This is a genomic window from Enterobacter sp. CCUG 70166 (genome assembly GCF_020224095.1).
GTDB classification, from domain to species: domain Bacteria; phylum Pseudomonadota; class Gammaproteobacteria; order Enterobacterales; family Enterobacteriaceae; genus Enterobacter; species Enterobacter intestinihominis.
In genome coordinates this window covers 1-25,714 of sequence record NZ_NRIQ01000033.1, presented here as the reverse complement: position 1 = coordinate 25,714, position 25,714 = coordinate 1, and the positions used below count along the sequence as shown (strand labels likewise).

Annotated in this window: 22 protein-coding genes and 1 pseudogene; 10 read left to right on the top strand and 13 right to left on the bottom strand. The window is 54.0% G+C overall.

Annotated features, from left to right (window positions below; translation table 11 throughout):
• Positions 1–54: 54 nt before the first annotated feature.
• Both pntB and pntA read right to left on the bottom strand, forming a co-directional pair.
• Entirely contained in the window at positions 55–1,443 is a 1,389-nt protein-coding gene (gene pntB / locus CKK19_RS13635; RefSeq protein ID WP_022647939.1) for a Re/Si-specific NAD(P)(+) transhydrogenase subunit beta, read from the bottom strand.
• A 10-nt stretch (positions 1,444–1,453) separates the two neighbouring features.
• A complete protein-coding gene (gene pntA, locus CKK19_RS13630; protein WP_017384575.1) occupies positions 1,454–2,983 on the bottom strand; it encodes a Re/Si-specific NAD(P)(+) transhydrogenase subunit alpha in 1,530 nt (509 codons plus the stop codon).
• A gap of 534 nt (positions 2,984–3,517) precedes the next feature.
• Here pntA and ydgH point away from each other — a divergent pair.
• The 3 genes from ydgH (at position 3,518) to folM (ending at position 6,792) form a co-directional block, all read left to right on the top strand.
• On the top strand, positions 3,518–4,462 hold the full coding sequence (gene ydgH, locus CKK19_RS13625; protein ID WP_022647937.1) for a DUF1471 family protein YdgH: 945 nt from the start codon (positions 3,518–3,520) through the stop codon (positions 4,460–4,462).
• A 185-nt stretch (positions 4,463–4,647) separates the two neighbouring features.
• Positions 4,648–6,030 (top strand): amino acid permease, encoded by a 1,383-nt coding sequence (locus tag CKK19_RS13620; RefSeq protein ID WP_063150615.1) that lies wholly within the window; start codon positions 4,648–4,650, stop codon positions 6,028–6,030.
• A 39-nt stretch (positions 6,031–6,069) separates the two neighbouring features.
• Complete coding sequence (gene folM, locus CKK19_RS13615; protein ID WP_023306085.1) at positions 6,070–6,792, top strand: dihydromonapterin reductase; 723 nt, start codon at positions 6,070–6,072, stop codon at positions 6,790–6,792.
• On the opposite strand, the gene CKK19_RS13610 is transcribed toward folM, so the two are convergent.
• A complete protein-coding gene (locus tag CKK19_RS13610; RefSeq protein ID WP_022647934.1) occupies positions 6,789–7,124 on the bottom strand; it encodes a GlpM family protein in 336 nt (111 codons plus the stop codon). The two genes, folM and CKK19_RS13610, sit on opposite strands and share 4 nt — an antisense overlap.
• A gap of 127 nt (positions 7,125–7,251) precedes the next feature.
• On the opposite strand from CKK19_RS13610, the gene rstA reads away from it, so the two are divergent.
• The 4 genes from rstA (at position 7,252) to tus (ending at position 11,405) form a co-directional block, all read left to right on the top strand.
• Entirely contained in the window at positions 7,252–7,968 is a 717-nt protein-coding gene (gene rstA / locus CKK19_RS13605) for a two-component system response regulator RstA (RefSeq protein WP_032671147.1), read from the top strand.
• Between the two features lie 389 nt (positions 7,969–8,357).
• A complete protein-coding gene (gene iraM, locus CKK19_RS13600; RefSeq protein ID WP_048966459.1) occupies positions 8,358–8,777 on the top strand; it encodes an anti-adapter protein IraM in 420 nt (139 codons plus the stop codon).
• 325 nt (positions 8,778–9,102) lie between these two features.
• The gene (rstB, locus tag CKK19_RS13595) at positions 9,103–10,401 is read left to right on the top strand and encodes a two-component system sensor histidine kinase RstB (RefSeq protein ID WP_038415962.1); all 1,299 of its coding nucleotides are present in this window, start codon (positions 9,103–9,105) and stop codon (positions 10,399–10,401) included.
• A 74-nt stretch (positions 10,402–10,475) separates the two neighbouring features.
• Positions 10,476–11,405: a DNA replication terminus site-binding protein gene (gene tus, locus CKK19_RS13590; RefSeq protein ID WP_063854108.1), complete on the top strand. Its 930-nt coding sequence runs from the start codon at positions 10,476–10,478 to the stop codon at positions 11,403–11,405.
• On the opposite strand, the gene fumC is transcribed toward tus, so the two are convergent.
• Both fumC and fumA read right to left on the bottom strand, forming a co-directional pair.
• Positions 11,406–12,800 carry a class II fumarate hydratase gene (fumC, locus tag CKK19_RS13585; RefSeq protein ID WP_038415960.1) on the bottom strand — a complete coding sequence of 465 codons (1,395 nt, stop codon included), beginning with the start codon at positions 12,798–12,800 and terminating at the stop codon, positions 11,406–11,408.
• A gap of 182 nt (positions 12,801–12,982) precedes the next feature.
• On the bottom strand, positions 12,983–14,629 hold the full coding sequence (gene fumA / locus CKK19_RS13580; protein ID WP_022647928.1) for a class I fumarate hydratase FumA: 1,647 nt from the start codon (positions 14,627–14,629) through the stop codon (positions 12,983–12,985).
• A gap of 199 nt (positions 14,630–14,828) precedes the next feature.
• On the opposite strand from fumA, the gene manA reads away from it, so the two are divergent.
• Both manA and CKK19_RS13570 read left to right on the top strand, forming a co-directional pair.
• Complete coding sequence (manA, locus tag CKK19_RS13575) at positions 14,829–16,004, top strand: mannose-6-phosphate isomerase (RefSeq protein WP_048966442.1); 1,176 nt, start codon at positions 14,829–14,831, stop codon at positions 16,002–16,004.
• 99 nt (positions 16,005–16,103) lie between these two features.
• Entirely contained in the window at positions 16,104–17,630 is a 1,527-nt protein-coding gene (locus tag CKK19_RS13570) for a YdgA family protein (RefSeq protein WP_022647926.1), read from the top strand.
• 56 nt (positions 17,631–17,686) lie between these two features.
• On the opposite strand, the gene CKK19_RS13565 is transcribed toward CKK19_RS13570, so the two are convergent.
• Positions 17,687–18,715 carry a Mal regulon transcriptional regulator MalI gene (locus CKK19_RS13565; protein WP_022647925.1) on the bottom strand — a complete coding sequence of 343 codons (1,029 nt, stop codon included), beginning with the start codon at positions 18,713–18,715 and terminating at the stop codon, positions 17,687–17,689.
• 179 nt (positions 18,716–18,894) lie between these two features.
• Between CKK19_RS13565 and CKK19_RS13560 the strand changes: the two are divergent.
• Positions 18,895–19,089 (top strand): annotated as a pseudogene (locus CKK19_RS13560) (PTS sugar transporter subunit IIBC); the annotation flags it as partial.
• A 139-nt stretch (positions 19,090–19,228) separates the two neighbouring features.
• On the opposite strand, the gene CKK19_RS13555 reads toward CKK19_RS13560, so the two are convergent.
• The 7 genes from CKK19_RS13555 to CKK19_RS13525 all read right to left on the bottom strand — a co-directional run.
• On the bottom strand, positions 19,229–19,546 hold the full coding sequence (locus CKK19_RS13555) for a hypothetical protein (protein ID WP_045911179.1): 318 nt from the start codon (positions 19,544–19,546) through the stop codon (positions 19,229–19,231).
• Entirely contained in the window at positions 19,546–19,785 is a 240-nt protein-coding gene (locus CKK19_RS13550) for a hypothetical protein (RefSeq protein ID WP_063854111.1), read from the bottom strand. Before CKK19_RS13550 ends, CKK19_RS13555 begins: the two co-directional genes overlap by 1 nt.
• Positions 19,786–19,861: 76 nt before the next feature.
• Positions 19,862–21,175 carry a phage tail protein gene (locus CKK19_RS13545; RefSeq protein ID WP_225455157.1) on the bottom strand — a complete coding sequence of 438 codons (1,314 nt, stop codon included), beginning with the start codon at positions 21,173–21,175 and terminating at the stop codon, positions 19,862–19,864.
• 58 nt (positions 21,176–21,233) lie between these two features.
• Positions 21,234–21,467, bottom strand: a complete 234-nt coding sequence (locus CKK19_RS13540) for a hypothetical protein (protein ID WP_017382566.1) — start codon at positions 21,465–21,467, stop codon at positions 21,234–21,236.
• A 107-nt stretch (positions 21,468–21,574) separates the two neighbouring features.
• Positions 21,575–22,246, bottom strand: a complete 672-nt coding sequence (locus CKK19_RS13535) for a hypothetical protein (RefSeq protein WP_225455156.1) — start codon at positions 22,244–22,246, stop codon at positions 21,575–21,577.
• Positions 22,247–22,561: a hypothetical protein gene (locus CKK19_RS13530; RefSeq protein WP_017382568.1), complete on the bottom strand. Its 315-nt coding sequence runs from the start codon at positions 22,559–22,561 to the stop codon at positions 22,247–22,249.
• A 41-nt stretch (positions 22,562–22,602) separates the two neighbouring features.
• A partial coding sequence (locus CKK19_RS13525) for a host specificity protein J (RefSeq protein WP_225455155.1) occupies positions 22,603–25,714 on the bottom strand: 3,112 nt, incomplete at its 5' end.

The window sequence follows — 25,714 nt, the reverse complement described above, 5'->3', positions numbered from 1 at the left end:
ACCGCAGAAATAAGAAAACCGCCCCCGGGGGCGGTTTGTCAGGATGAAGCGGAATTAAAGAGATTTCAGAATCGCATCCACGCTGGCTTTGGCGTCGCCAAACAGCATGTGGGTGTTATCTTTAAAGAACAGCGGGTTCTGCACGCCAGCATAGCCGGTGTTCATAGAGCGTTTGAAGACAATGACGTTCTGCGCCTTCCACACTTCGAGAACAGGCATACCCGCAATCGGGCTGCGCGGATCGTCCTGCGCCGCCGGGTTAACGGTGTCGTTGGCGCCAATCACCAGCACGGTGTCGGTGTCGGCGAAATCATCGTTGATCTCGTCCATTTCCAGCACGATGTCGTAAGGCACCTTCGCTTCCGCCAGCAGCACGTTCATGTGGCCTGGCAGACGCCCCGCCACCGGGTGAATACCAAAGCGAACCTTGATACCGCGCGCGCGCAGTTTCTCGGTGATTTCCGCCACCGGATACTGCGCCTGCGCCACCGCCATGCCATAGCCCGGGGTGATGATAACGGAATGCGAGTTTTTCAGCATCTCTGCGGTGTCTTCCGCACTGATTTCACGGTGTTCACCCACTTCCTCATCAGAACCGGTTGATGAACCGTCAGAACCGAAGCCACCCGCGATGACGCTGATAAACGAGCGGTTCATCGCCTTACACATGATGTAAGACAGGATCGCACCGGAAGAACCGACCAGCGCACCGGTGACAATCAGCAGGTCGTTGCTCAGCATAAAGCCTGCTGCTGCCGCTGCCCAACCGGAGTAGGAGTTCAGCATGGAGACGACTACCGGCATATCTGCCCCGCCGATAGACGCCACCAGATGCCAGCCGAAGGCTAGCGCGATGATGGTCATCACCAGTAACGCCAGCACCTGCAAGCCTACGCTTTCGGTACGCACGAAGACCACCAGCAGCACAAAGGAAACGACCAGCGCCGCCAGATTCAGCTTGTGGCGGTTAGGCAGCATCAGCGGTTTGGAAGAGATCTTCCCGCGCAGTTTGCCGAACGCCACAATTGAGCCGGTGAAGGTCACCGCACCAATGAAGATGCCGAGGAACACTTCGGTCAGGTGGATGTTCACCAGAATCGGTTCCAGACCCGGTTCGTGGTACAGATAGCTGTTGAAGCCCACCAGCACCGCGGCCAGACCCACGAAGCTGTGCAGAATAGCAACCAGCTCCGGCATCTCGGTCATTTCAACGCGTTTCGCCAGACGAATACCAATCGCACCACCGATGATCATCGCCACCAGGATCCACGCCACGTTGCCGGTGTCCGGCCCAAAGATGGTGGCAATCAGCGCAATCGCCATCCCGGCGATACCAAAGTTATTTCCCTGCTGAGACGTTTCGTGTTTGGAAAGCCCCGCCAGACTGAAAATAAACAGGATTGCAGCAACAATGTATGCGGCTGTAACTAATCCTCCAGACATATGCTACCCCTTAGCCTTTACGAAACATTTTCAGCATGCGCTGAGTCACGGTGAAACCACCGAAAATATTGATACTGGCGATCAGCACTGCAATGAAGCTCAGGAAGCTGATCCAGCCGCCATGACCAATTTGCAGCAATGCCCCAACCACGATAATCCCGGAGATGGCATTGGTAACCGACATCAGCGGGGTATGCAGCGCATGGGAAACGTTCCACACGACGTAGTAACCCACCACGCAGGAGAGCGCGAAGACGGTGAAGTGGCCAAGGAACTCTTTTGGCGCGACGTCCGCCAGCCAGCCAAACAGGATAATGACCAGCGCCATGATGGCGTATTTGCGCCACGGCGACGCAGGTTTCGCTGGTTCTGCAGGCTCAGGCGCCGCTTTCGGCGCAGCCTGAGGCTGAGCGGAAACCTGTATCGGCGGTGCAGGCCAGGTGATTTCCCCTTCACGCACCACGGTCACGCCGCGCACCACCACATCATCAAAATCAACGGTGATGTTGCCGTCTTTCTCTTTGCAGAGCAGCTTCAGCAGATTAACGAGGTTCGTGCCGTACAGCTGAGAGGACTGGGTTGGCAGACGTCCTGGCAGGTCGGTATAACCGATCACCTTCACGCCGTTCGCGGTCGTCGTGACCTGATTTGGCACGGTATACTCACAGTTACCGCCGTTTTGCGCCGCCAGATCGACAATCACGCTGCCCGGCTGCATGGAATCCACCATCTCACGGGTGATCAGCTTCGGTGCCGGTTTACCCGGAATAAGCGCGGTGGTGACAATGATGTCCACCTCTTTTGCCTGCGCCGCAAAGAGCGCCATTTCCGCCTTAATAAAGGCTTCAGACATGACCTTCGCGTAACCATCACCGCTGCCCGCTTCTTCCTTGAAGTCCAGCTCAAGGAATTCGGCGCCCATACTCTGCACCTGCTCCTTCACTTCCGGCCGGGTATCAAACGCACGAACAATAGCGCCCAGGCTGTTTGCGGCCCCAATAGCGGCAAGACCTGCCACACCGGCACCAATTACCATCACCTTCGCGGGTGGTACTTTGCCTGCGGCCGTAATTTGACCGGTAAAGAAGCGACCAAACTCATGCGCAGCTTCGACAATGGCGCGATAGCCGGCAATGTTTGCCATAGAACTCAGCGCATCCAGAGACTGCGCGCGCGAAATACGCGGCACGGAATCCATCGCCATCACGGTGACACCGCGTGCCGCCAGCTTCTCCATCAGCTCCGGGTTTTGGGCTGGCCAGACAAAGCTCACAAGCGTCGTGCCCGCGTTCAGCAGTTCAATTTCACTCTCTTCCGGTGCGTTTACCTTCAGAATAATGGGTGATTGCCAGACCTCAGCACCGTCCACTACGTCCGCGCCAGCCTGAGTAAAGGCCTCGTCATCGAAACTCGCCAGTTTGCCCGCGCCGCTTTCAATCGCGACGGTAAAACCCAGTTTAAGCAGTTGCTCCACCGTTTTTGGTGTTGCCGCTACGCGGGTTTCATTGGCTAACCGTTCTTTTGGTACCCCAATACGCATAGTTTTCCCTTCCATCGGTTTGTGATGATGGTTTGTCGATAATTGCCCGCGGTTCGTATCAATTTTCACCATCGCGATAACGACGGAGAATGATTAACCCCGGAAAATAAAACAGTAACAAACTTTCTATAACCTACTGAAAATAGCGCCCGTGATCTACCGCCAGAAAACACTATTTCTTATTTTATCTGTGAAAAATAAGCGATCGGGGTCACTGACAGAGATATTTACCTTAAATTCGCCTTCAGGACCGATAAATCGCGCAGCGAAGCGGTAAAAACATGATATAGCGCCATAAAAGAACAACTCATTAACATTAAATTAACTTGTAAAAGTCATATGCTTAATCAGTTTTTCTTGTGAAACGCCTGTTTTTTCCACATATCACAAAATGTTATCGAATCAGGTCCTTTACTGAGCACAGGCTGTGAAAAATGCCGCAGACAGCGACGGGTGTTAAATGCCATAATCGGGACCGTCTCAAATTAACAACAACACCAGTACATGGTTTGCGCAAGGCGAAGGATTATTTTTATGAAGCTTAAGAACACACTCCTGGCGTCCGCACTTCTTTCCGCGACCGCCCTGTCAGCGAATGCTGCGACAGAGTTGACGCCGGAGCAAGCGGCAGCGTTAAAACCTTTTGACCATACGGTCATTGTGGGTCGGTATAATTCCATTGGCGATGCCGTCGCCGCCGCATCAAAAGCCGCCGATAAAAACGGCGCTGCCTCGTTTTACGTTGTTGACCAGTCCGATCAGGGCAACAGCGGTAACCAGCGCGTGACTGTTGCGCTGTACAAAGAGAATGCCCCAAAGGCAGATGAACAGAAAAACCGCGTGATTAACGGCATTGTTGAACTGCCGAAAGATCAGGCTGTTCAGCTGGAACCGTATGACACCGTGACCGTTCAGGGCTTCTACCGCAGCCAGCCTGAAGTTAACGATGCCATCACCAAAGCCGCGAGAGAAAAAGGCGCTTACGCGTTTTATATCGTGCGTCAGGTTGATGCCAACCAGGGCGGAAACCAGCGCATTACCGCCTTCATCTATAAGCAAGATGCGAAAAAACGCGTAGTGCAAAGCCCGGATGCGATTCCAGCGGATTCAGAAGCCGGTCGTGCTGCGTTAGCAAAAGGCGGTGAAGAAGCGAAGAAAGTTGAAATTCCGGGCGTAGCAACGTCTGCGGCACCAAGCGCTGAAGTGGGTCGTTTCTTTGAAACCCAATCCACCAAAGGCGGTCGTTATACCGTTACGTTACCAGACGGCACGAAAATTGAAGAGCTGAACAAAGCCACTGCCGCGCAGATGGTGCCGTTCGACAGCATCAAGTTTACGGGCAACTATGGCAACATGACAGAAATCTCCTATCAGGTGGCGAAGCGTGCTGCGAAGAAAGGCGCGAAGTATTACCACATCACCCGCCAGTGGCAGGAACGTGGCAACAACCTGACCATCAGTGCCGATCTGTACAAGTAACAAAACGGTTTCATAAAGGCGGCGCAGTGCCGCCTTTTTTGTTACTTTTTTTCTGATTTCTGCCCCATGTCATTGCATGCATCCGTCACACTCCGTAAAATCCCGCGCCTTAGCGTGATCCACCATTTTTATGCGCCTTAGCGAAATAATTATTCTGGATTTGGACTTTTCATAACAGGAAGCCAATGGAAAAGAAACTTGGCCTGAGTGCGTTAACTGCACTTGTATTGAGCTCAATGCTGGGCGCGGGCGTATTCAGTTTGCCGCAGAACATGGCGGCCGTCGCCAGCCCGGCCGCATTACTGATTGGCTGGGGCATCACCGGCGTCGGGATTTTGTTGCTGGCGTTCGCCATGCTGCTGCTGACCCGTATCCGACCGGATCTGGACGGCGGAATATTCACATACGCCCGTGAAGGTTTTGGCGAGCTGATTGGCTTCTGCTCCGCCTGGGGCTACTGGCTGTGCGCGGTGATCGCCAACGTCTCCTATCTGGTTATCGTCTTCTCGGCGCTCAGTTTCTTTACCGATACGCCCGAACTGCGCCTGTTTGGTGACGGCAATACCTGGCAGTCCATCGTCGGCGCCTCGGTGCTGCTGTGGATTGTTCACTGGTTGATTTTGCGCGGTGTTCAGACCGCGGCCAGCATTAACCTGGTGGCGACGCTGGCCAAGCTGGTGCCGCTTGGCCTGTTCGTCGTGCTGGCCTTCCTCGCCTTCCGTCTCGATGTCTTTACGCTCGATTTCAGCGGTATTGCGTTGGGCGTTCCCGTCTGGGAGCAGGTGAAAAATACCATGCTGATTACCCTGTGGGTGTTCATCGGTGTTGAAGGTGCCGTCGTGGTCTCTGCCCGCGCGCGTAACAAACGCGACGTGGGACGCGCCACGCTGCTGGCCGTCCTGGCGGCGCTGGGCGTTTATCTGCTGGTGACGCTGCTGTCGCTCGGTGTGGTGGCCCGCCCTGAACTGGCGGAGATGCGTAATCCGTCCATGGCCGGGCTGATGGTGAAAATGCTCGGTCCCTGGGGTGATGTGGTTATCGCGGCAGGTTTGATTGTCTCCGTCTGCGGCGCGTACCTGAGCTGGACCATTATGGCGGCGGAAGTTCCGTTCCTGGCCGCCACGCACAAAGCGTTCCCGCGCCTGTTTGCCCGTCAGAATAAAAACAGTGCGCCATCGGCCTCTCTGTGGCTCACCAACGTCAGCGTGCAGGTCTGTCTGGTGCTGATCTGGCTCACAGGTTCGGACTATAACACGCTGCTGACCATCGCCTCCGAGATGATTCTGGTACCCTATTTCTTAGTGGGCGCATATCTGTTAAAAATTGCGACCCGCCCGGCACACTATGCGGTAGGCGTAGGTGCCTGTATTTACGGTCTATGGTTATTGTATGCTTCCGGCCCGATGCATCTGCTGCTGTCCGTGGTGCTCTACGCGCCAGGCCTGCTGGTGTTTATCTACGCTCGCCGTACGCATCAGCTTGATAATGCCCTTAAGCGCCGCGAAATGGCGTTGATAGGTTTGCTGTTAGTCGCTGCCGTACCGGCAACGTGGATGTTAATGGGATAGCGCCGCCTGTCCCATTGTTGAACTGAAAAGGAGATTACGATGGGACACACGCAGCAACGCCCAATATTGATCACTGGCGCAGGCCGTCGCATCGGCCTCGCCCTCGCCCATCACTTTCTCAATCTTCGCCATCCGGTTATCGTCAGTTACCGCACGGAATATCCCTCCATTGAAGGGCTACGACATGCCGGAGCCGTCTGCATTCAGGCGGATTTCTCCACGGATGAAGGTATTCTTGCTTTCGCGGAAAAAGTGAAATCGACCACCCGCGGGCTGCGGGCGGTTATTCACAACGCCAGTACCTGGCTTCCTGAAAAAGCAGGACATTCGCTCAGCGAAACGCTCGCCTGCATGATGCAGATCCACGTTAATGCGCCTTATCTGCTCAACCATGCCCTACAGGATCTGCTACGCGGACACGGCCATGCCGCAGGCGACATTATCCATTTCACCGATTACGTGGTGGAGCGAGGCAGCGATAAACACATCGCCTACGCGGCCAGCAAAGCCGCGCTGGATAATATGACTCGCTCGTTCGCGCGCAAGCTGGCCCCCGAGGTAAAAGTCAACGCGATTGCCCCGGCGATGATTTTATTTAACGAGGGCGATGATGCCGAGTATCGTCAGCAGGCGCTTAACAAGTCGTTGATGAAAATTGCGCCCGGCGAGAAAGAGGTGATCGACCTGATCGATTATCTGCTGACCAGCTGTTACGTCACGGGAAGGACGTTTGCCGTGGACGGTGGCCGCCCGCTGCGCTAGTGAAAGCGGCTCCAGAAGAAGATGAGCACCCAGGCGCTGAGGCTCCAGCAGACCACCGCCCCGCCCAGCGCCAGGGGCAGACGCAGAAAACCGGTGAAGTACCACAGCGACAGCAGATAGATGAAATACGGGATGATTGACCACATCCCGAATACAATGGTGGCCCGCAGCGCCTCTATACCCCGCTCAGAGGCCACAATATAGTGCGCGATTAACGCAAATGTGGGAAACAGCGGGATAAGCCCGGCAATGTAGTAGTTCTTCGTTTTAGCCAGCACCCCAATCAGCAGCACGACCAGCGCACCCAGCGCGGCTTTGATCAACAGCCCCATTCTTTTCCCTTAACAATCAAATAACATTCCCGTGCAGGATAACGGAACTCCGGCTAATTATGAAAGATTAATGGAAGGTTAAGGTTGTGCGGTGTATGTTGACGTTTTTCGCGATGACAGACGTAGTATGAATAAGATTGTTTATGTTGAAGATGAACCCGAAGTGGGACAATTGATCGCCGCTTATCTGGGTAAACATGATATTGAAGTGGTTGTCGAACCTCGTGGCGATCGCGCTGAAGACGTCGTCACCCGCGAAAATCCGGACCTGGTGTTGCTGGACATTATGCTGCCCGGAAAAGATGGCATGACGCTTTGCCGGGATCTACGCGCGAAGTGGGACGGCCCGATCGTGCTGCTGACCTCTCTCGACAGCGATATGAATCATATTCTGTCCCTTGAGATGGGCGCGAATGACTACATCCTGAAAACCACGCCGCCGGCGGTCCTGCTTGCCCGTTTGCGCCTTCATCTGCGTCAGCGTGCCAGCGCTGAGCGTGAAGCGCCTGCGCCCTCTTTAACGCCGCATAAGGCGATGCGGTTCGGCACGCTTTCTATCGACCCGGTCAACCGACAGGTTATGCTTTCCGGGGAGCTGATTGCGCTCTCAACCGCAGATTTTGACCTGCTGTGGGAGCTGGCAACTCATGCCGGGCAAATTATGGACCGGGATGCATTGCTGAAAAATCTGCGCGGCGTAAGTTACGACGGAATGGATCGTAGCGTTGATGTGGCGATTTCTCGCCTGCGAAAAAAACTGCAGGACAGCGCCACCGAGCCCTACCGCATTAAAACCGTACGTAATAAGGGCTACCTGTTTGCCCCGCACGCATGGGAAACCTGAAAAAAAACTACACAGTAAATTTCGAAAAATAACTTGCGATGCATCAGGAATGTTATCGGTATACGTCGTAAGTTTTCGATTATATGCATCGTTAGTCATGAAATATCCCTTGATCACATTCCTCTTACCTGTTCAATTTCGATGTGCATTTTTCGCGTAAACAAAAGTAGCTCTAATGTATTTCATTGCTATAGTACAATATATATTCAGCAGTTCAGGAACCATCATCGATCAAAAATCCGTCACTTAAATGCACATTGTGTTAAAAATGAACTTTACAATTGACTAAATTATTATCTTATCCTTATGAAAACAAAGGGGATATAGTTAGCATATAAATAATATCGATCTTTTTCAATAGCTTACGCGTTTGCAGAAATCTAATTCTCATGCTAAACCTTATACTCTCTCAATTATTTAATGAACGAGGTATAGCAATGTCATGGAGAGTCATTAGCTCGGTAATTTGTCCTAACACGGGGATCGTTTATTCAAGCATCTTGGGACTCAAGTTCTTGAAACTCATCATTTGGTATGAAAGCGATGTCTATTTGTACCCCGGCGATAGGATATATCCGACAAAGAATGGCGTCTTCATTAATGGTGTTTTCAAGCCAATATCGATATACAACATCTCCCCTTACAACGAGATGTTATGGAGTGAAATTAAAAACAAGATGGCCTGCCCATACAATCGAAACCAGGAAGAGGAGATATGTACCTACGCGGTGCATTGCAACGCGCGTAAGTGTCCGCATGGGTTTGCCACGAATCCACTGATTGTCAGCACAGTCAAATCCAGACATTAACGAATGTTGGTAATGTTCAGGTTACAAAGATAAGTCTCTTTGTCGCACCGTTTGCGCCGGATACCTCTCACTGGTAAACGCCATAAATAAAGCCACCCGCAGGTGGCCTTTGTCATTGTTATTCTGATTCACAAATACTCTTAATCGTAAATAAACTCGTATAGCGAAGCGTAAACGGATTACCCGGGCATTGATGGAATAAAGCGATGCCGTGTTTTATTACCTTTCGACGAATACCCCTTTTCAACGCATCATGCCTGACTTGCGCCCATAGCGACCCTGCTGGTAAAAGACGTGTAGTGAAGCCCCTGTTTCGGTGAAATTAATGAAGAAGCTGTTTGTTCAGTTTTATTTACTGCTGTTTGTCTGCTTTCTGGTGATGACCATGCTGGTCGGGCTGGTCTATAAGTTCACCGCAGAGCGTGCGGGCAGACAATCCCTGGACGATCTGATGAAAAGCTCGCTCTACCTGATGCGTAGCGAGCTGCGCGAAATTCCTCCGCATGACTGGGCACGTACGTTAAAAGAGCTGGATCTGAATCTGTCGTTTGATCTGCGTATCGAACCCCTGAAGGATTTTGATTTAGCGCCGCCGGCGATGCAGCGTTTGCGCGATGGAGACATCGTCGCCCTGGACGAGAAATATACCTTCATTCAGCGTATTCCGCGCAGCCACTATGTCCTGGCCGTCGGGCCAGTGCCCTATCTCTATTACCTGCACCAGATGCGCCTGCTGGATCTCGCCCTGCTGGGCTTTATTGCCATCTCGCTCGCTTTCCCTGTATTCATCTGGATGCGACCGCACTGGCAGGACATGCTGAAACTGGAATCCGCCGCACAGCGTTTTGGGGAGGGTCATTTAACTGAACGCATACATTTCGACAGTGGTTCCAGTTTTGACCGTCTCGGTATTGCCTTTAACCAGATGGCCGATAACATCAACGCCCTGATTGCCAGCAAGAAGCAGCTTATCGACGGCATTGCGCATGAACTGCGCACTCCGCTGGTACGCCTGCGTTATCGCCTGGAGATGAGCGAGAACCTCACCGCCGCGGAATCTCAGGCCCTCAATCGGGATATTGGCCAGCTTGAAGCGCTGATTGAAGAGCTGCTGACCTATGCCCGCCTCGATCGGCCTCAGACGGAGTTGCACCTCAGTACGCCGGATCTTCCCGTCTGGCTACAGACGCATATTAACGATGTGCAGAGCGTTAACCCTCAGCGAAAACTGCTGACAGCCATTACCCCCGGCGCGTACGGCGCGCTGGACATGCGCCTGATGGAACGCGTGCTGGATAATCTGATGAACAACGCCATGCGCTACAGCGAAACCACGCTGCGCATAGGTTTAGATTTGCAGGGGAGCCAGGCAATTCTGTGTGTGGAAGACGATGGCCCCGGTATTGAGCCAGCGGAGCGTGAAAAAGTTTTCGAGCCGTTTGTGCGCCTCGACCCCAGCCGCGACCGTGCTACCGGCGGCTGTGGTCTGGGGCTGGCTATTGTCCGTTCTATTGCCCAGGCGATGGGCGGTTCGGTTCGCTGCGAAGCGAGCGAGCTGGGCGGGGCCCGGTTCGTCTTTAGCTGGCCGATCTATCACAACATTCCTCTTCCCGTACCTGCCTGAACTAAACCGCACGCTGGCCTGACCCGGCGTGTTGTGCTATATCAGTAGTATGTTGTAACTAATTAAGGGCTATTATGGCGACTTACGATCTCATCGAAAGGCTTAACACCACATTTCGGGAAATAGAGCAGGCGTTACTGACCCTGACGGCGCAAGTACAGGGCTGCCGCCTGCTGGCCGCCCGCGTCTTTTCCCTGCCCGAGGTGGCGAAAGGCGCGGAACACGACCCGCTGAACACCATTGAGGTAACGCAGCATATCGGTAAAGTGGCGCTGGAACTGACGTTGCAGCACTATCGCCGCCTTTTCATCCAGCAGCAGTCCGAAAATCGCAGCAGTAAGGCCGCCGTTCGCCTGCCCGGCGTCATCTGTCTGCAAACGGATACCGCAACGCGTGAAGCCATTGAGGCGCAAATTACGCATATTAATACGCTGAAAGCCGCCTTCGAGAAAATCGTGACCGTTGAGTCCGGGCTGGCACCGGCTGCCCGTTTTGAATGGGTGCATCGCCAGCTTCCGGGGCTGATCACCCTGAATGCTTACCGCACGCTGACGGTACTGCACCACCCCGCCACGCTGCGCTTCGGCTGGGCCAACAAGCACATCATTAAAAACTTCACGCGCGACGAGATCCTGGCTCAGCTGGAGAAAAGCCTGAAATCGCCGCGAACGGTCGCCCCGTGGTCGCGGGAACAGTGGATTGAACGGCTGGAGCAGGAGTACCACAGCATTGCCTCCCTGCCGGCTGATACCCGTCTTAAAATAAAGCGTCCGGTCAAGGTGCAGCCTATCGCTCGTGTCTGGTATGCCGGACAGCAAAAGCAGGTGCAATACGCCTGCCCGACACCGCTGATTGCGCTCTACGATGCCGATCAGGGTGCGGTGGTGCCGGATATAGGAGAACTGCTGAACTACGATGCTGAAAACGTTCAGCATCGCTATAAACCCCAGGCACAGCCGCTACAGCTGATTATCCCGCGGCTGCACCTGTATGTGGCGCAGTGATTACCTGATGCTGCCCACCATCGCTTCCGGGCGGACCCAGGCATCAAACTCAGCGTCCGTCAGGTAGCCCAGCGCCAGCGCAGAGGCTTTCAGGGTAAGCCCCTCTTTGTGCGCTTTTTTAGCGATTTCGGCCGCTTTATCATAACCAATATGGGTGTTTAGCGCCGTGACCAGCATCAGGGACTCATTCAGCAGCTGGCTGATTCGCTCGCGATTAGGCTCAATGCCCACCGCGCAGTGCTCGTTAAAGCTCTCCATGCCATCGGCCAGCAGACGAATCGATTGCAGTACGTTGTGGATCACCATCGGGCGATAGACGTTAAGCTCGAAGTTACCCGACGCGCCGCCCATGTTGACCGCAACGTCATTACCCATCACCTGACAGCACAGCATGGTCATGGCTTCGCACTGCGTCGGGTTTACTTTACCCGGCATAATGGAGCTGCCCGGCTCGTTTTCCGGAATGCTGATTTCGCCGATGCCGCAGCGCGGGCCGGAGGCCAGCCAGCGCACGTCGTTGGCGATTTTCATCAGCGAGGCTGCCAGCCCTTTCAGCGCGCCATGGGTATGGACCAGCGCATCACAGGTCGCCAGCGCTTCGAATTTATTCGGGGCGGTAACAAACGGCTGCCCGGTGATCTTCGCCAGCTCTTCGGCCACGCGCACCGCGTACTCGGGATGGGTGTTTAACCCGGTGCCAACCGCCGTTCCGCCGAGCGCCAGCTCCGCCAGATGCGGCAGGCTGTTGTCTATATGCTTAAGATTGTGCTCCAGCATCGCCACCCAGCCGGAGATCTCCTGGCCAAGCGTCAGCGGCGTGGCGTCCTGCAGGTGCGTACGACCAATTTTTACAATGTCGCCGAAAGCCTGCGCTTTCTCGTTAAGCGTAGATTTGAGCGCGTTGAGCTGCGGGATAAGCTGCTCGCGGATAGCGATGACGGCCGCCACGTGCATGGCCGTCGGGAACACGTCGTTGGAACTCTGGCTTTTATTCACGTCATCGTTCGGGTGAACTTTCCGCTCCATGCCTCGCACGCCGCCAAGCAGCTCGCTTGCGCGGTTCGCCAGCACCTCGTTCATGTTCATGTTGCTCTGGGTGCCTGAGCCGGTCTGCCAGATGGCAAGGGGGAATTCGTCGGGATGTTTGCCCGCCAGCACTTCGTCGGCGGCATTGATGATGGCCGAGGCTTTATCGGCATCCAGCAGGCCCAGATCCTGATTAACTTTGGCGGCAGCGCGTTTGGTCAACGCCAGCGCCTGGATTAGCGAGACGGGCATTTTCTCTGTCGAAATGCGGAAATGCTCCAGCGAACGCTGGGTTTGCGCGCCCCATAGCTTGTCGGCCGGGACGTCGATGGCGCCCATGGAGTCTTTCTCGCGGCGATGCATTGTCATTACTTACTCCTTGATAACAAAGATGGGATTGCTCACATGCTTAAGAGATAAGTATTGATGACTTCTGAGAAACGTTATGGCGCTTTGTGCGCTCTTTTTGATGTCGGGTGGCGGCTGCGCCTTACCCGACCTACGAGGATGTAGGCCGGGTAAGCGTCAGCGCCACCCGGCAATTTACAGAATTACTTCACACACGCCGAACACTGGGAAGACTGGATCTGTTTGAAGAAGTCGTTACCTTTGTCATCCACGAGGATAAACGCCGGGAAGTCTTCCACTTCAATTTTCCAGATCGCTTCCATACCCAGTTCCGGGTACTCCACGCACTCCAGGCTCTTGATACTGCCCTGTGCCAGCACCGCTGCCGGGCCGCCGATGCTGCCGAGGTAGAAGCCGCCGTGCTTGTGGCACGCGTCCGTCACCTGCTGGCTGCGGTTGCCTTTCGCCAGCATGATCATGCTGCCACCGTTGGCCTGCAACTGGTCGACGTAGGAGTCCATACGGCCCGCCGTGGTTGGGCCTAACGAGCCGGAAGCATACCCATCAGGCGTTTTTGCCGGGCCTGCGTAGTAGATCGGGTGATCTTTAATGTACTGCGGCAGCCCTTCACCGTTGTCCAGGCGCTCTTTCAGCTTCGCATGGGCGATGTCGCGGCCAACAATAATCGTCCCGTTCAGAGAAAGGCGCGTTGAAACCGGATACTGCGAAAGCTGCGCCAGGATCTCCTTCATCGGACGATTCAGGTCAACGCGTACCGCTTCGCCCTCACCCGCTTTACGCAGTTCTTCAGGGATGTATTTGCCCGGGTTGTTCTCCAGCTTTTCGATCCAGATGCCGTCGCGGTTGATCTTCGCTTTGATGTTACGATCCGCAGAGCACGACACGCCCATCCCCACTGGACAGGATGCACCGTGGCGCGGGAGGCGGATCACGCGAATGTCATGCGCGAAGTATTTGCCGCCAAACTGCGCGCCCAGCCCCAGATTCTGCGCTTCGGCCAGCAGTTCCTGCTCAAGCTGCACGTCGCGGAACGCCTGACCATGTTCGTTACCTTCCGTTGGCAGGCCATCGTAGTATTTGGTTGAGGCCAGCTTAACGGTTTTCAGGGTGCTTTCAGCAGACGTACCGCCAATCACAAACGCGATATGGTACGGCGGGCAGGCCGCAGTGCCAAGGGTGCGCATCTTCTCAACCAGATAGTTCTTCAGCTTGCCCGGGGTAAGCAGCGCTTTGGTTTCCTGGTAAAGATAGGTTTTGTTGGCTGAACCGCCGCCTTTGGCAATGCAGAGGAATTTGTACTCGTCACCGTCGACGCTGTAGAGGTCAATCTGCGCAGGCAGGTTGGTGCCGGTGTTCACCTCTTTGTACATATCCAGCGCCGCGTTTTGCGAATAGCGCAGGTTATCTTCGGTGTAGGTATTGTAAACGCCGCGCGCCAGCGCCGCTTCGTCACCGCCGCCGGTCCAGACGCGCTGGCCTTTTTTACCGGTGATAATCGCCGTGCCGGTGTCCTGGCAGGTTGGCAGAATGCCTTTCGCCGCGATATCAGAGTTACGCAGGAATTGCAGGGCAACGTACTTGTCGTTCTCGCTGGCTTCCGGGTCGCTCAAAATATCGGCAACCTGCTGCTGATGCGCCGGACGGAGCATAAAGGAAGCATCGTGGAAGGCTTGCTGCGCCAGCAGCGTCAGCGCCTGCGGGTCAACTTTGAGGATCTCCTGCCCTTCAAACTCAGAGACAGAAACGTAATCGCGGGTTAACAGGTAATACTCGGTCCGATCCTGACTGAGGGGGAAAGGATCCTGATAATGGAAGGGTTTATTCGACATTGTTCTCTCACTTACTGCTTCGGTCTGTTTATTCAGGGCAGATGTTCCGCTGCCCGGCTTAAAAGCGAGTCAGCTTATCCTACACAATTTTTTAACAAAAACTGAGACTAGTACGACTTTTTACATCCGCAGGTTACTTCCATTCGGTTTATTGCTTTAATACGCGAAGTTAATTCCACATATGAATCAGGGCTTGATAATGCAAAAACTCATCAACTCAGTGCAAAACTACGCCTGGGGAAGTAAAACTGCGTTAACGGATCTCTACGGTATCGCCAACCCGGACAACCTGCCGATGGCAGAGCTGTGGATGGGCGCGCACCCGAAGAGCAGCTCAAAAATTGAAGATGCCAGCGGCCAGGTGCGCAGCCTGCGTGATGTCATCGATGCCGACAAAGCCGCGCTGCTCGGCGATAAAGTGGCGAATCGTTTTGGTGAGCTGCCTTTTCTGTTCAAGGTATTGTGCGCCGACCAGCCGCTCTCCATTCAGGTTCACCCGAACAAAAAAGCCTCTGAGCTGGGCTTTGCCAAAGAAAATGCCGCCGGTATTCCGTTAGACGCCGCAGAGCGTAACTACAAAGATCCTAACCACAAGCCGGAACTGGTTTTCGCCCTTACCCCTTTCCTGGCGATGAATGCCTTCCGCGAGTTTTCCGAGATCATCTCCCTGCTGCAACCGGTCGCTGGGGCTCACAACGCGATCGCCCACTTCCTGGAAAACCCGAACGCAGAAGCCCTGAGCGCGCTGTTTGCCAGCCTGTTGAATATGCAGGGCGAGGAAAAATCCCACGCGCTGGCGGTGCTGAAAGCCGCGCTGAACGGCCAGCAGGGTGAGCCATGGGACACCATTCGCATAATTTCCGCGTTTTATCCGGACGACAGCGGCCTCTTCTCTCCGCTGCTGCTGAACGTGGTGAAGCTCAACCCGGGCGAAGCAATGTTCCTGTTCGCTGAAACCCCGCACGCCTACCTGAACGGCGTGGCGCTGGAGGTGATGGCTAACTCCGATAACGTACTGCGCGCGGGCCTGACGCCAAAATACATCGACATCCCTGAGCTGGTTGCCAACGTGAAGTTCGTGGCGAAACCTGCTGCGGAGCTGCTTACTCAGCCGGTGAAAAACGGCGCAGAGCTGGACTTCCCGATTCCGGTTGACGATTTTGCCTTCTCCCTGCATGACCTCAGCGCAGACGAAACCGCCATTGCACAGGAGAGCGCCGCGATCCTGTTCTGTGTGGAAGGCGAAGCGACGTTGCATAACGGTAGCGAGCGTCTGCTGCTTAAACCGGGGGAGTCCGCTTTTGTCCCGGCAAACGAGTCGCCTGTCTTCGTGAGCGGCACTGGTCGCCTGGCGCGCGTTTTTAATAAGCTTTAGGGACTTACTGAATTTTTTAACAACTCTTGCTAAGCTAGTAACAGGCGTTGTAACACCAGGCGGTTTTAACCGCCTGGTTTCATTTTAGGGATAATCGCAATGAAAAAATCGGTCGTAGCGGTAGGAGTGATTGTTGCTTTAGGCGTGATCTGGACGGGTGCTTCCTGGTATACCGGGAAACAGCTGGAAAGCCGTCTGGCAGAGATGATGGCACAGGCAAACAGCGAAATTAAGCGCAGCGCGCCTGAAGCAGGTCTGGAGCTGAGCTACCAGAACTACCAGCGTGGCGTCTTTACCAGCCATATGCAGGTGGTGGTGAAGCCGGTAGCGGGCAATCAGAACGCCTGGCTGAAACCGGGCCAGAGCGTGGTACTGGATGAAGTGGTCAGCCACGGTCCGTTCCCGCTGGCACAGTTGAAAAAGTTTAACCTGATCCCCTCTATGGCATCCGCCAGAACCGTACTGGTAAATAACGAGGTGACGAAGCCAATTTTCGATATGGCGAAAAATGAGTCGCCGTTCGAGATCAATACCCGCATCAGCTATGCCGGTGATACGCGTTCCGACATCGACCTGAAAGCGCTGAATTACGAACAAGGCACCGATAAAGTCGCCTTCAGCGGCGGTAATTTCCAGCTTGATGCCGATCGCGACGGCAAGAATGTCTCTCTGACCGGCGATGCCGCCAGCGGCCTGGTGAATTCAGTCAATGAATATAACCAGAAGGTCCAGCTTACCTTCAACAACCTGAAAGCCAGCGGCAATAGCCGTATGACCGATTTTGACGAGCGTATTGGCGATCAGAAGCTGAGCCTCGATAAGATCGCCATTGCGATTGAAGGTAAAGAGATGGCAGTGCTGGAAGGCATGGATCTGGACGGCAAGTCTGACGTTTCCAAAGACGGTAAAAGCATCAACACCCAGCTGGATTACAGCCTGAAAAGCCTGAAAGTACAGAATCAGGACCTGGGTACCGGCAAGCTGTCACTGAAAATTGGCAACATTGACGGCCAGGCATGGCACGAATTTAGCCAGAAATACAGCAAAGAGAGTCAGGCTCTGCTGACCGATGCCGCCCTGCAACAGAACCCGCAGGCGTACCAGCAGCAGGCGATGGCCGTGCTGTTTAATAACCTGCCGATCCTGCTGAAAGGCGAGCCGGTAATTACCGTTGCGCCACTGAGCTGGAAAAACGACAAAGGCGAAACCAACTTCAACCTGTCGCTGTTCCTGAAGGATCCGGCGGCCGCGACCGGCGAGCCGCAGACCCTGGCGCAGGAAGTTGACCGCAGCGTGAAATCGCTCGACAGCAAGCTGACCATCCCGATGGATATGGCAACCGAGTTCATGACGCAGATTGCGAAACTCGAAGGGTATGGTGAAGAAGATGCAGGTAAACTGGCAAACCAACAGGTGAAAGGCCTGGCGGCGATGGGCCAGATGTTCCGCATCACGAAGGTGGAAGACAACACCATTTCCACCAGCCTGCAATATGCTAATGGCCAGGTAACGCTCAACGGCGACAAAATGCCGCTGGAAGATTTTGTCGGCATGTTTGGTATGCCGACGCTGGGCATTCCGGCACCGGCTGAACCGGCAGCGCCGCCAGCAGTACCGCAGCAGTAAACGAAAAACCCCTCGCATGAGGGGTTTTTTTATTGCCAGGCGATGTGCAGCGAAGATTACTTCACCGTCACTAACCGCGCCGCCACAATCTGATGCCCGGCCTGCACGTCCGTATTTTCAATACGCTGCATAATTCGGTCTGCCAGGGTGTATCCCATTTCACGAGCCGGCGTCGTCGCCCAGACGATGGGGAGATCGTCTAGCGCATTTTCACCGACATCCGCAAATGCCCCCAGCGCCACCTGATGGCCGAAGAACGTTTCTACCCCGCCCTCACCGCTCTGGCGTCCGGCGCGGATCAAGCCGAACCACGCCCCCATCGCAATCACATCGTTATAGCAAATCACCGCGCTGATTGTCGGGCTGTTGCGAAGCAACGTGCCGATGGCTTCGGCGGCTTTTTTCTGGCTGGACTCACACTCCACCACCCATTCGCTGTGAAACGGCAGGCCGTATTTGATGAGCGTGGAGCAGTAACCGCCCACCCGCTCCGCACGCGTCAGGGACGAGCTTTTACCGCCGAGCCAGGCGATGCGCTGATGGCCGCGATGAATAAGATGCTCGGTCAGCATTTGCGCGGCCTGCATGTTATCCGGCCGAAGGGTATCGGCTTCGTCGAGATAGCTGGCGCGCGACGCAAACACCAGCGGTACGCCTTTCTGCGCCGCGCGCTCACACAATTCACTGCCCACACCGGACGCGCCGGCCACGATCACCCCATCCACCCCTTGCGTCAGCAGCATATCCAGCCTGGAGAGCAGCTGCTCCGGTTCGCGCCCACCGTGGAGCAGGAAAACCATTCGCCCCTGCGCTTCAAGCGCCTCGGTAAGCCCGGCGGTCAGTTCTGCATAAAACGGCGACGCGAGGTCGCGAACAATCAGCCCTATCACCCCGCTTTGCCCACCGCGCAGCGCCGACGCCTGGCGATTACGCACAAAGCCCAGTTGCTCAACGGCCTCGTTGACGCGCTGACCCGTAGCAGGAGAGATACGCCCCTTCCCGCTCAATACCAGCGAAACGGTGCTAACGGAAACCCCCGCCGCCAGCGCGACATCGTTGATGGTGATCTTTTTCGCTACAGCCATGTGGTGGCGTGACTCCTTGATAATGAGATCGCTAAAACGTTTTATCAATACGTTATCTTTATACTACCAGTAAAAGCCTGAGAATGTGATTTAGCGCGCACTAAAGTTTGATAAAACGTTTTATCTTTTCGCCCCATCGCGGTCGTTAAATCTCTTTCTACCATTTAAGGAGTCGTTTTATGACGACGAAAGCAGCACAAAAAATATCGCTGTGGGAGTTTTTCCAGCAACTGGGCAAAACCTTTATGCTGCCCGTGGCGCTTCTCTCTTTTTGCGGGATCATGCTGGGGATCGGCAGCTCGTTAAGCAGCCATGACGTCATTACTCTAATCCCTTTCATCGGAAATCCGGTACTTCAGGCTATCTTCATCTGGAGACTATTAAGTCTTTTAACGAAGTGGCTTGATGTTGGATTGATGTGCGGTAACTTCTGCTATGTTGCCGCGATACGATTTGTCATGTGCAATGAACTAACGTCGTTTCGCGGTAACTTTATGCCCCACCCATGCCCCATCACACCACCCTGTCATCCTGCATCACGCTGTTGATGAAGAACGTCACCCGCCCCATCACCTCAACCTCTTCCGCAGCCTCCCCCTCTATCGCTTCACCATCATCACAAATCAGCGCCCTGCCCATGACCCTGGCAAACTGAGTCCGTCCGCCGCTGAGGATTAGCAGAACCTGATTCTGTGCCAGTCTGGTGCACGGCTCGATAACCGCAAAGCCAGACGAGGTTTCGAGGATGCGGCTGTCCATGCCGATCCCGCAGATAATTTCCGGAGATAAACGCGGTGCTACGAAATCAGCCGCCGGTGAAGGAAATCCCATCAGTGCACCCTCCCCATGTTGCGAAGGATCCAGTATCTGTTATCACTGCCGTCAGTTGTCTTATCTGCAAAACCGGGTTGATAGCGTTCTATCCATGTGTTCGCTTCTGCGCGGCTGAAATGCCAGTTAAACCCCCGCAACTTTTTGATGAAGTTGTCTGTTCTCAGATAACGGTAGCCTTTAGGGTTAACCTCTATTGCCGCGACGAAGGCGGTGTGTATATCTGCTGTGCGTGGCATCATTACCTCACAAAAATACTGTACATAAACACAGTATCATATTGACAGGGCTATCGGTCAATGCAGATATTGGCTATCAATTTTCGTTGGTGTGCAGATTACTGTCCAAACGGGGATTTTGCTCTTGCGTCGACACTGTAAATGCATCTTTGCGTCGCTGGTTCCAGAGGCTGTCCACGGGCATTTCCACGCGAACACTTACGAACTGGTCGGCGGGAATATCGACCGGTTCGCCATCCGCCACACCCTTCAATACGTTCCTCGCAAATGACGGCGCTGTAGGGTATTCCCGGTGGAATGTTTTTACCAGCACCGATCCGTCTGCATTTACCTCATAATCCAGCCAGACAAGGGCTTGCCCATTGCGATCTTTAGGTATATCAAACCCGCCATCTATCCCACCCCATGCAGCGTCAGCGTTCAGCCCCATACACCCCTCAATCAGATACTCACCGATAGCCTGGCGGGTTACAGTGCATCCTTCAGATTCATCGTTAAGCTGACACGAACCATCACCGAACAACTGCACAATCGGAGAAGCGGCTTTTAACGTACCGTCAGATGCACGGGTCGTATTTCCGGTGTGGTAAATCTGCATCCAGCCAGAATCATTGCCATCCGCCATACTCATGAACTGAATAATTTTCCCGCTAAGAATCAGCGCAGCAAATGATTGTTGCGCTGCCGGAGTGCTTCCACTCCCAATATCACGGTCTGATAACCGGATGCCAGAACCATACATTCCAGGACCGCCAGAGGTCGCGGGATTAACATTGCAAAAGCGGGTTCCCTGGCTTTTGTCCCAGATGTCTGAAATTACAGGAAGATTTTTTGAACCGACACCAAATGAACCTGGTGCCAATACATCGTTATCCCCTTCGCCCGTGTTCTTTGTTGCAGATGTTCCCAAACCGAGGTTTGTGCGAGCGTCAGCGGCATTCGTTGCTCCGGTCCCACCGTCAGAAACTTCAACCGCCCCATTGCTCCCTTTCTGGACCATTTTGCCGATCGCCGGAATGGTTACACGAGCGCCGTTGATGGTAACGGTGATGTTCTGGTTTGCTGAGGTGGTGGCGAACGTCTCCCACGCGCCGATGTTCTCGTCGTACTCGTTGATGAGCTGAGACATGCTCTGCGCCAGGCCGTCGACCGAGAGACTATCAGTAACAAGAATGCCGTACTTCTGGCCGCTCAACGCCGGAGACGCGGCAGGCGTAACCGTCAGTGACGTCGCACTGTTGATGGCGGTGATCTGAAACATCTGTACCGGGTTAGAAAGAACAAACAACGTCTGGCCAACCCGGATCTGGCTGGCGGGTGCCGTCCAGTTCGTACCGGTGCCGGTGGCTGTATTTCCGTTAATGTCGATGGTGCCAGTGTTATAAAGCATATTTTCTCCAGGCAATAAAAAACCCCGCCGGAGCGGGGTTTGTTCAAAACTGAATGGGTTAGTGGCAGGTGGTGCTGGTGAACGTGTTGGCGCTCACCCATGACCAGTTAAAGGGATAACCGGCGCGGTACTGCGTCTGATTGTTTTGCTTGCGGACTCCGTAGATCTGGACGCTGCTTTCCTGTCCGCCGACCAGGGCTGTTCCGGTGCATACGGGTTGCTGCTTCTCAATAACGCCAGCGCAACCGGAGAGCAATACCGCTACCGCCAGGCAAAGAATCATATTTTTCATAGTGGTTATATCCCAGGGCATTCATGAAGCTACACAATAACAATATGAATCAACGGGATATAATTGATTTGGTAGATCAATTATTCAAAATTGATCGTTCAAAACGATCAATCATAGTTGGCGCAGTTGATGGCCATAATCACGTTCCTCAGATTTGAATACGCGACGTTTTGAAGGTTGCCGCCAGGGGTTGTCTGCGGCCTGGCGAATATCCGCGTATTGCTTCCCTCAAGTTTTGCCATGCTTTTATATATTGCCATGTATGGCTGCTGCTGACCGCCAGCCGATATAACCCCGGTAATTAGCCCCAGCATGGCAGGCATACAGGCCCACTTCCCCGCCAGAGTTGTATTGATGTTGTATCCTGAGCTGGCATCCACCCCGGCGGTACCGAGGGTGACTACATCACTCAGCGTGCGCGTTTCGTTTGTTAAAATCAGCGTCCCTGATGCATCCCACACAGCCAGCCCGTAGTCTGGCTTTGTCTGCGGGAAAATAGAGAAAAAATAAACGTACGCTGTGCCGGTTGCATTCGGTCTGAGAAAATCAATCGTGATGGTGTTCCCGCTTATCGTCTGAGTTATTTCGACCTCAACCGTGCAATGAACGAAGGCGACAACAGGCTGACCTGCGGGGAATGTGTGCGTCACTTTGGTATTGAACCCCGATGTTCCCTGAAGTGCCGCTGTCTTTCGCGCCTGAAGAGCGATTGGCGAGCTGTTCGCGGTCACCCATACTTCCCCGCTCGTGGTCGTCAGTAAAACGCCATACTCCGCCATTTATGCCCTCTCGATCTGGAAAATGAGATAAGCCGCTGCCGCAGGCTCAGTCCCTGCTGAGTAGTCGGTATCACCTGCTGCTGACACTGTTGCTGTTCCCCCCGAAATGGTGATCTTCCTCCGACTCGTACCAAACTGATCGCCGTTCATGCTCTGAAAATAGGTCAGCCTGCAACCCGGTGGAAGCGCTACGGTGTAAGAGCCTGTTTTCTGGTTCTGGGCCAGCTGGAGATAGCCACAAACGCTGACAGGCTTAACGCCATAGTTGTTTACCTTGCCTGATGCGTCCCATGTCTGAACACCATATTCCGCCATTCATTTCTCCTGAAAAAAGAGGCCCCGTAAGAGGCCTCCCGTTACCATGTTCCCGTGATTCTCCCGATCTGCACCCTCAACACATTGTTGGAATCCCGCACGCTGATTGTCTGGTTTGTCTGTTTCATGGCCCCCTCACCAGCTGTCGAACCGTAGTTCTCAAACGTACCGCCCTTATCCAGCCTCCACCCGACTGAGCCAGCGACATAGTTATTGGACTGGATGTAGTTGCCGATCTTGGCGTTGCTGATGGTGCCATCACCTATAAGCGCGTCTCTGATGAACACCTGCCCATTCTGGATAACGAACGGAAGGGTCACCGTAGCTCCGGCCTGGTGCGTTACGGCGAAGCGGTCAGCCAGGAAGATAACCTGCGACTGCATACCAGAAGGCGTATTCTCAACGCCGATCCCCATCCCAGCCGCGTAATACTGACCGTTGCTGGATAACCCGACCTTGATGCTGTACATCGCCTTCAGGTCGCCGTTGACGTTCGCAATGGCCTGCGCGTTGGTGGTGATCGCTGAAGTATGCCCGTTGATGGTCGCCGTGATGCCGTTTATCTGCGTGGCCGTGGCCTGCTGGTAATCGGAGAAGGTCTGGTTCAGGCTGTTGATGGATGCCTTGTTGCCGTTCACGTCAGTCTGCAAACTCAGCAGCGAACGCGCCGTTGCCTCCTTCTCGTTGACGATCACCTCATCAATGCGGTCCAGCTGCGCGCTGTTACCGGCGACCGATGCAGACAGCGTTTTGCGCGCAGCCACCTGCGCCAGGTTGCCCTGAATAATCGCGATGGCGGAGTTCTTCACTCCTCCCGCCATGCCGTCCACAGACACGCTGATGTTATCGATTCGCTGGCCCAGCGCGGTATCAGCGGTCGCAACGGTCTGCTCAAGCTCGCTCAGAGAAGAAGACACATCTCCGACCGTGATCGACAGGTTTGTAACGCTGGTCTGAACCTTCCCGATATCCTGGGCGTTTTTGGCGATTTCCTGCGCCTGTTGCGCCAGTTCGTCGTTGGCCTGTTTGATGTCGTCAGCCATGCCAGCAATTTTTTCATTGCTGTCTACCGCGTTCTCGATCAGGTCTTTGAACGTATCGGAGCCTTTCATGTCCTCCAGGATTGCACCAGTGATATCACTGAAATCGTCCGTTGGTTTTCCAGAAGCCTCTACAAATCCTGAAACGCCAAATGCATTACGAGTTCGAACATAAACGTAATAAACATGGTCAAACTTAAGTTTTTGGATGGTCCACTGATTGCCACGGCCAAGGAATTGAGCTTTATTCTCAATGTCGTCGGACAATGGAATCGGAGTCTCACCTGCGTACCAAAATTCAAAAGAAGTATCAGATGTGGCAGTAACAGACATGACCGGAACTAAAGTGGCCTGAAGTGGGCCAGGTATCCACTGAACCGAGTTCGGGGGCTTAGGCGCTCCGATAATCAGGCTTACCTGAGTCTCAGCGCCTTTCATTCCATTTTCGTTTCGACCACGAACCCCAAGCGTGTAACTTCCTGCATTCAGGCCGTAAAACTCATATCGGAACTGATCGGTCTCATACTGCGCAACTAATTTCCCATCAGCACTGTAAACGTACAGTTCAAACATCAGCTTTTTAGTGGTTGTAGCTGTTTCCCAGGTTGCTGTGACCTGAATGGTCTCAGAATTTGTGTTAATGATGCGCAGATTTTCAATGTTTGGCACACGGTAGCCATTAAGGGTATCGCTGGGAATGTCAAAAACAGCCCCCTCATCAACAATGGCCTGCTTATTTGGATCGTGCTGGGAGGCGCTAACGCTGTAGACAGAGTTATTTTCTGTTTCGGCAACGCTCAGAATCCTGAAAAGGCGGATCGCCACGCTCGCGGTGGAAATGGCAAATACGGTGCCTGCCCTGACCCAGTCCGGGGTTGTTTTTAGGGTAACACTATTCCCTGCAACACCATCAATTTCGTAGCGTACAAACTTACCATCTCTCCCCATGATCGACATGGTGGATCCATCAGTAACCACCGATGAGTCGACCGCATCAACGACTATGGACCTCCCGGAGTAAGACATTATTCGCCCACCGAGTCGCGTTCCGGCGTAGTCATTGTCCATCACTTCAACGATGTCTCCTGGGGTGAAGTGGATGGCGTCACGCGCCATCTGAAAGGACAGCCTGCTGCTTTCACGTTTCGCTGTTTCAAGTAGCCATTTACCAGCCCGCCATGCCTGACCACGTGAGGTACAGCCAAACGCCTCCAGAGTGGTCTCGTTGTAGTTTCCTTTGGCAATCATCTCATCATCGGAAACGTACTCTTTCACCTGCTCCCAGCCGTTATCCGGGTCAGTCCATGACACAACAACTGCATTGTATTTCTCTGAACGCTTTACAGAGCTTCGTTTGAACTCGCCATTCACAACGTTGGCGTTCGTGATTGTCGCAATCGGATCTTGTGGCGCATCCAGCATGACAGAAAGGCGCAGGCCGTCCCACAGCGCAATTCCACGGAACATGCTCGCTATCTTGTCGAGAATGTCTCTCGCACTAGCCTGCTCTGTGATGTAGGCGTTTAGCGTCATGCGTGGTTCTTTTCCGCCGTACCCATCATCAACAAGCTGATCGCAATATTGAGACAGAACATAGAGTGCACCGTCATCAACATCGATGTAGCCGGCACGTTTAGCCAGTCCGAAACGGGTATTCTTCGCCAGCTCTCTGAACAACCATGCCGGGTTATTGGTCCAAGCCTGCTTAAATCCACCCAGCCATAAACCGGAGTAAGTACGGGTTATCGGGTCATAGTTGTCTGGTACAGACACAATCAGCCCGCGGAGATGGTAAGTACGGCTTGGAGTGTCAGTGTACTGGTCACGGTCGATAACAGCGCCAGCGATGGCTGAAAATGGATAGCTCAGATTGTCGTCGGTGATTTCACTGTAGCTATTCCAGGTAGTGCCGTTGGACAGCAAATCGCTGCTGCTGTCCGGTGTAATGCGGCGAACGCGAATATCAAACGGCTTGATATCCGGAGCATCAATAAGATGGGCCTCAAGATATTCGCCTGATATCTTCCCGGTGATGGTCACGGTCTTTTCAATAACCCAGCCTGAAGCGCCAGTTCTGCTCTCCAACACCAGAGTGTTGTGGTCAACTAAAACT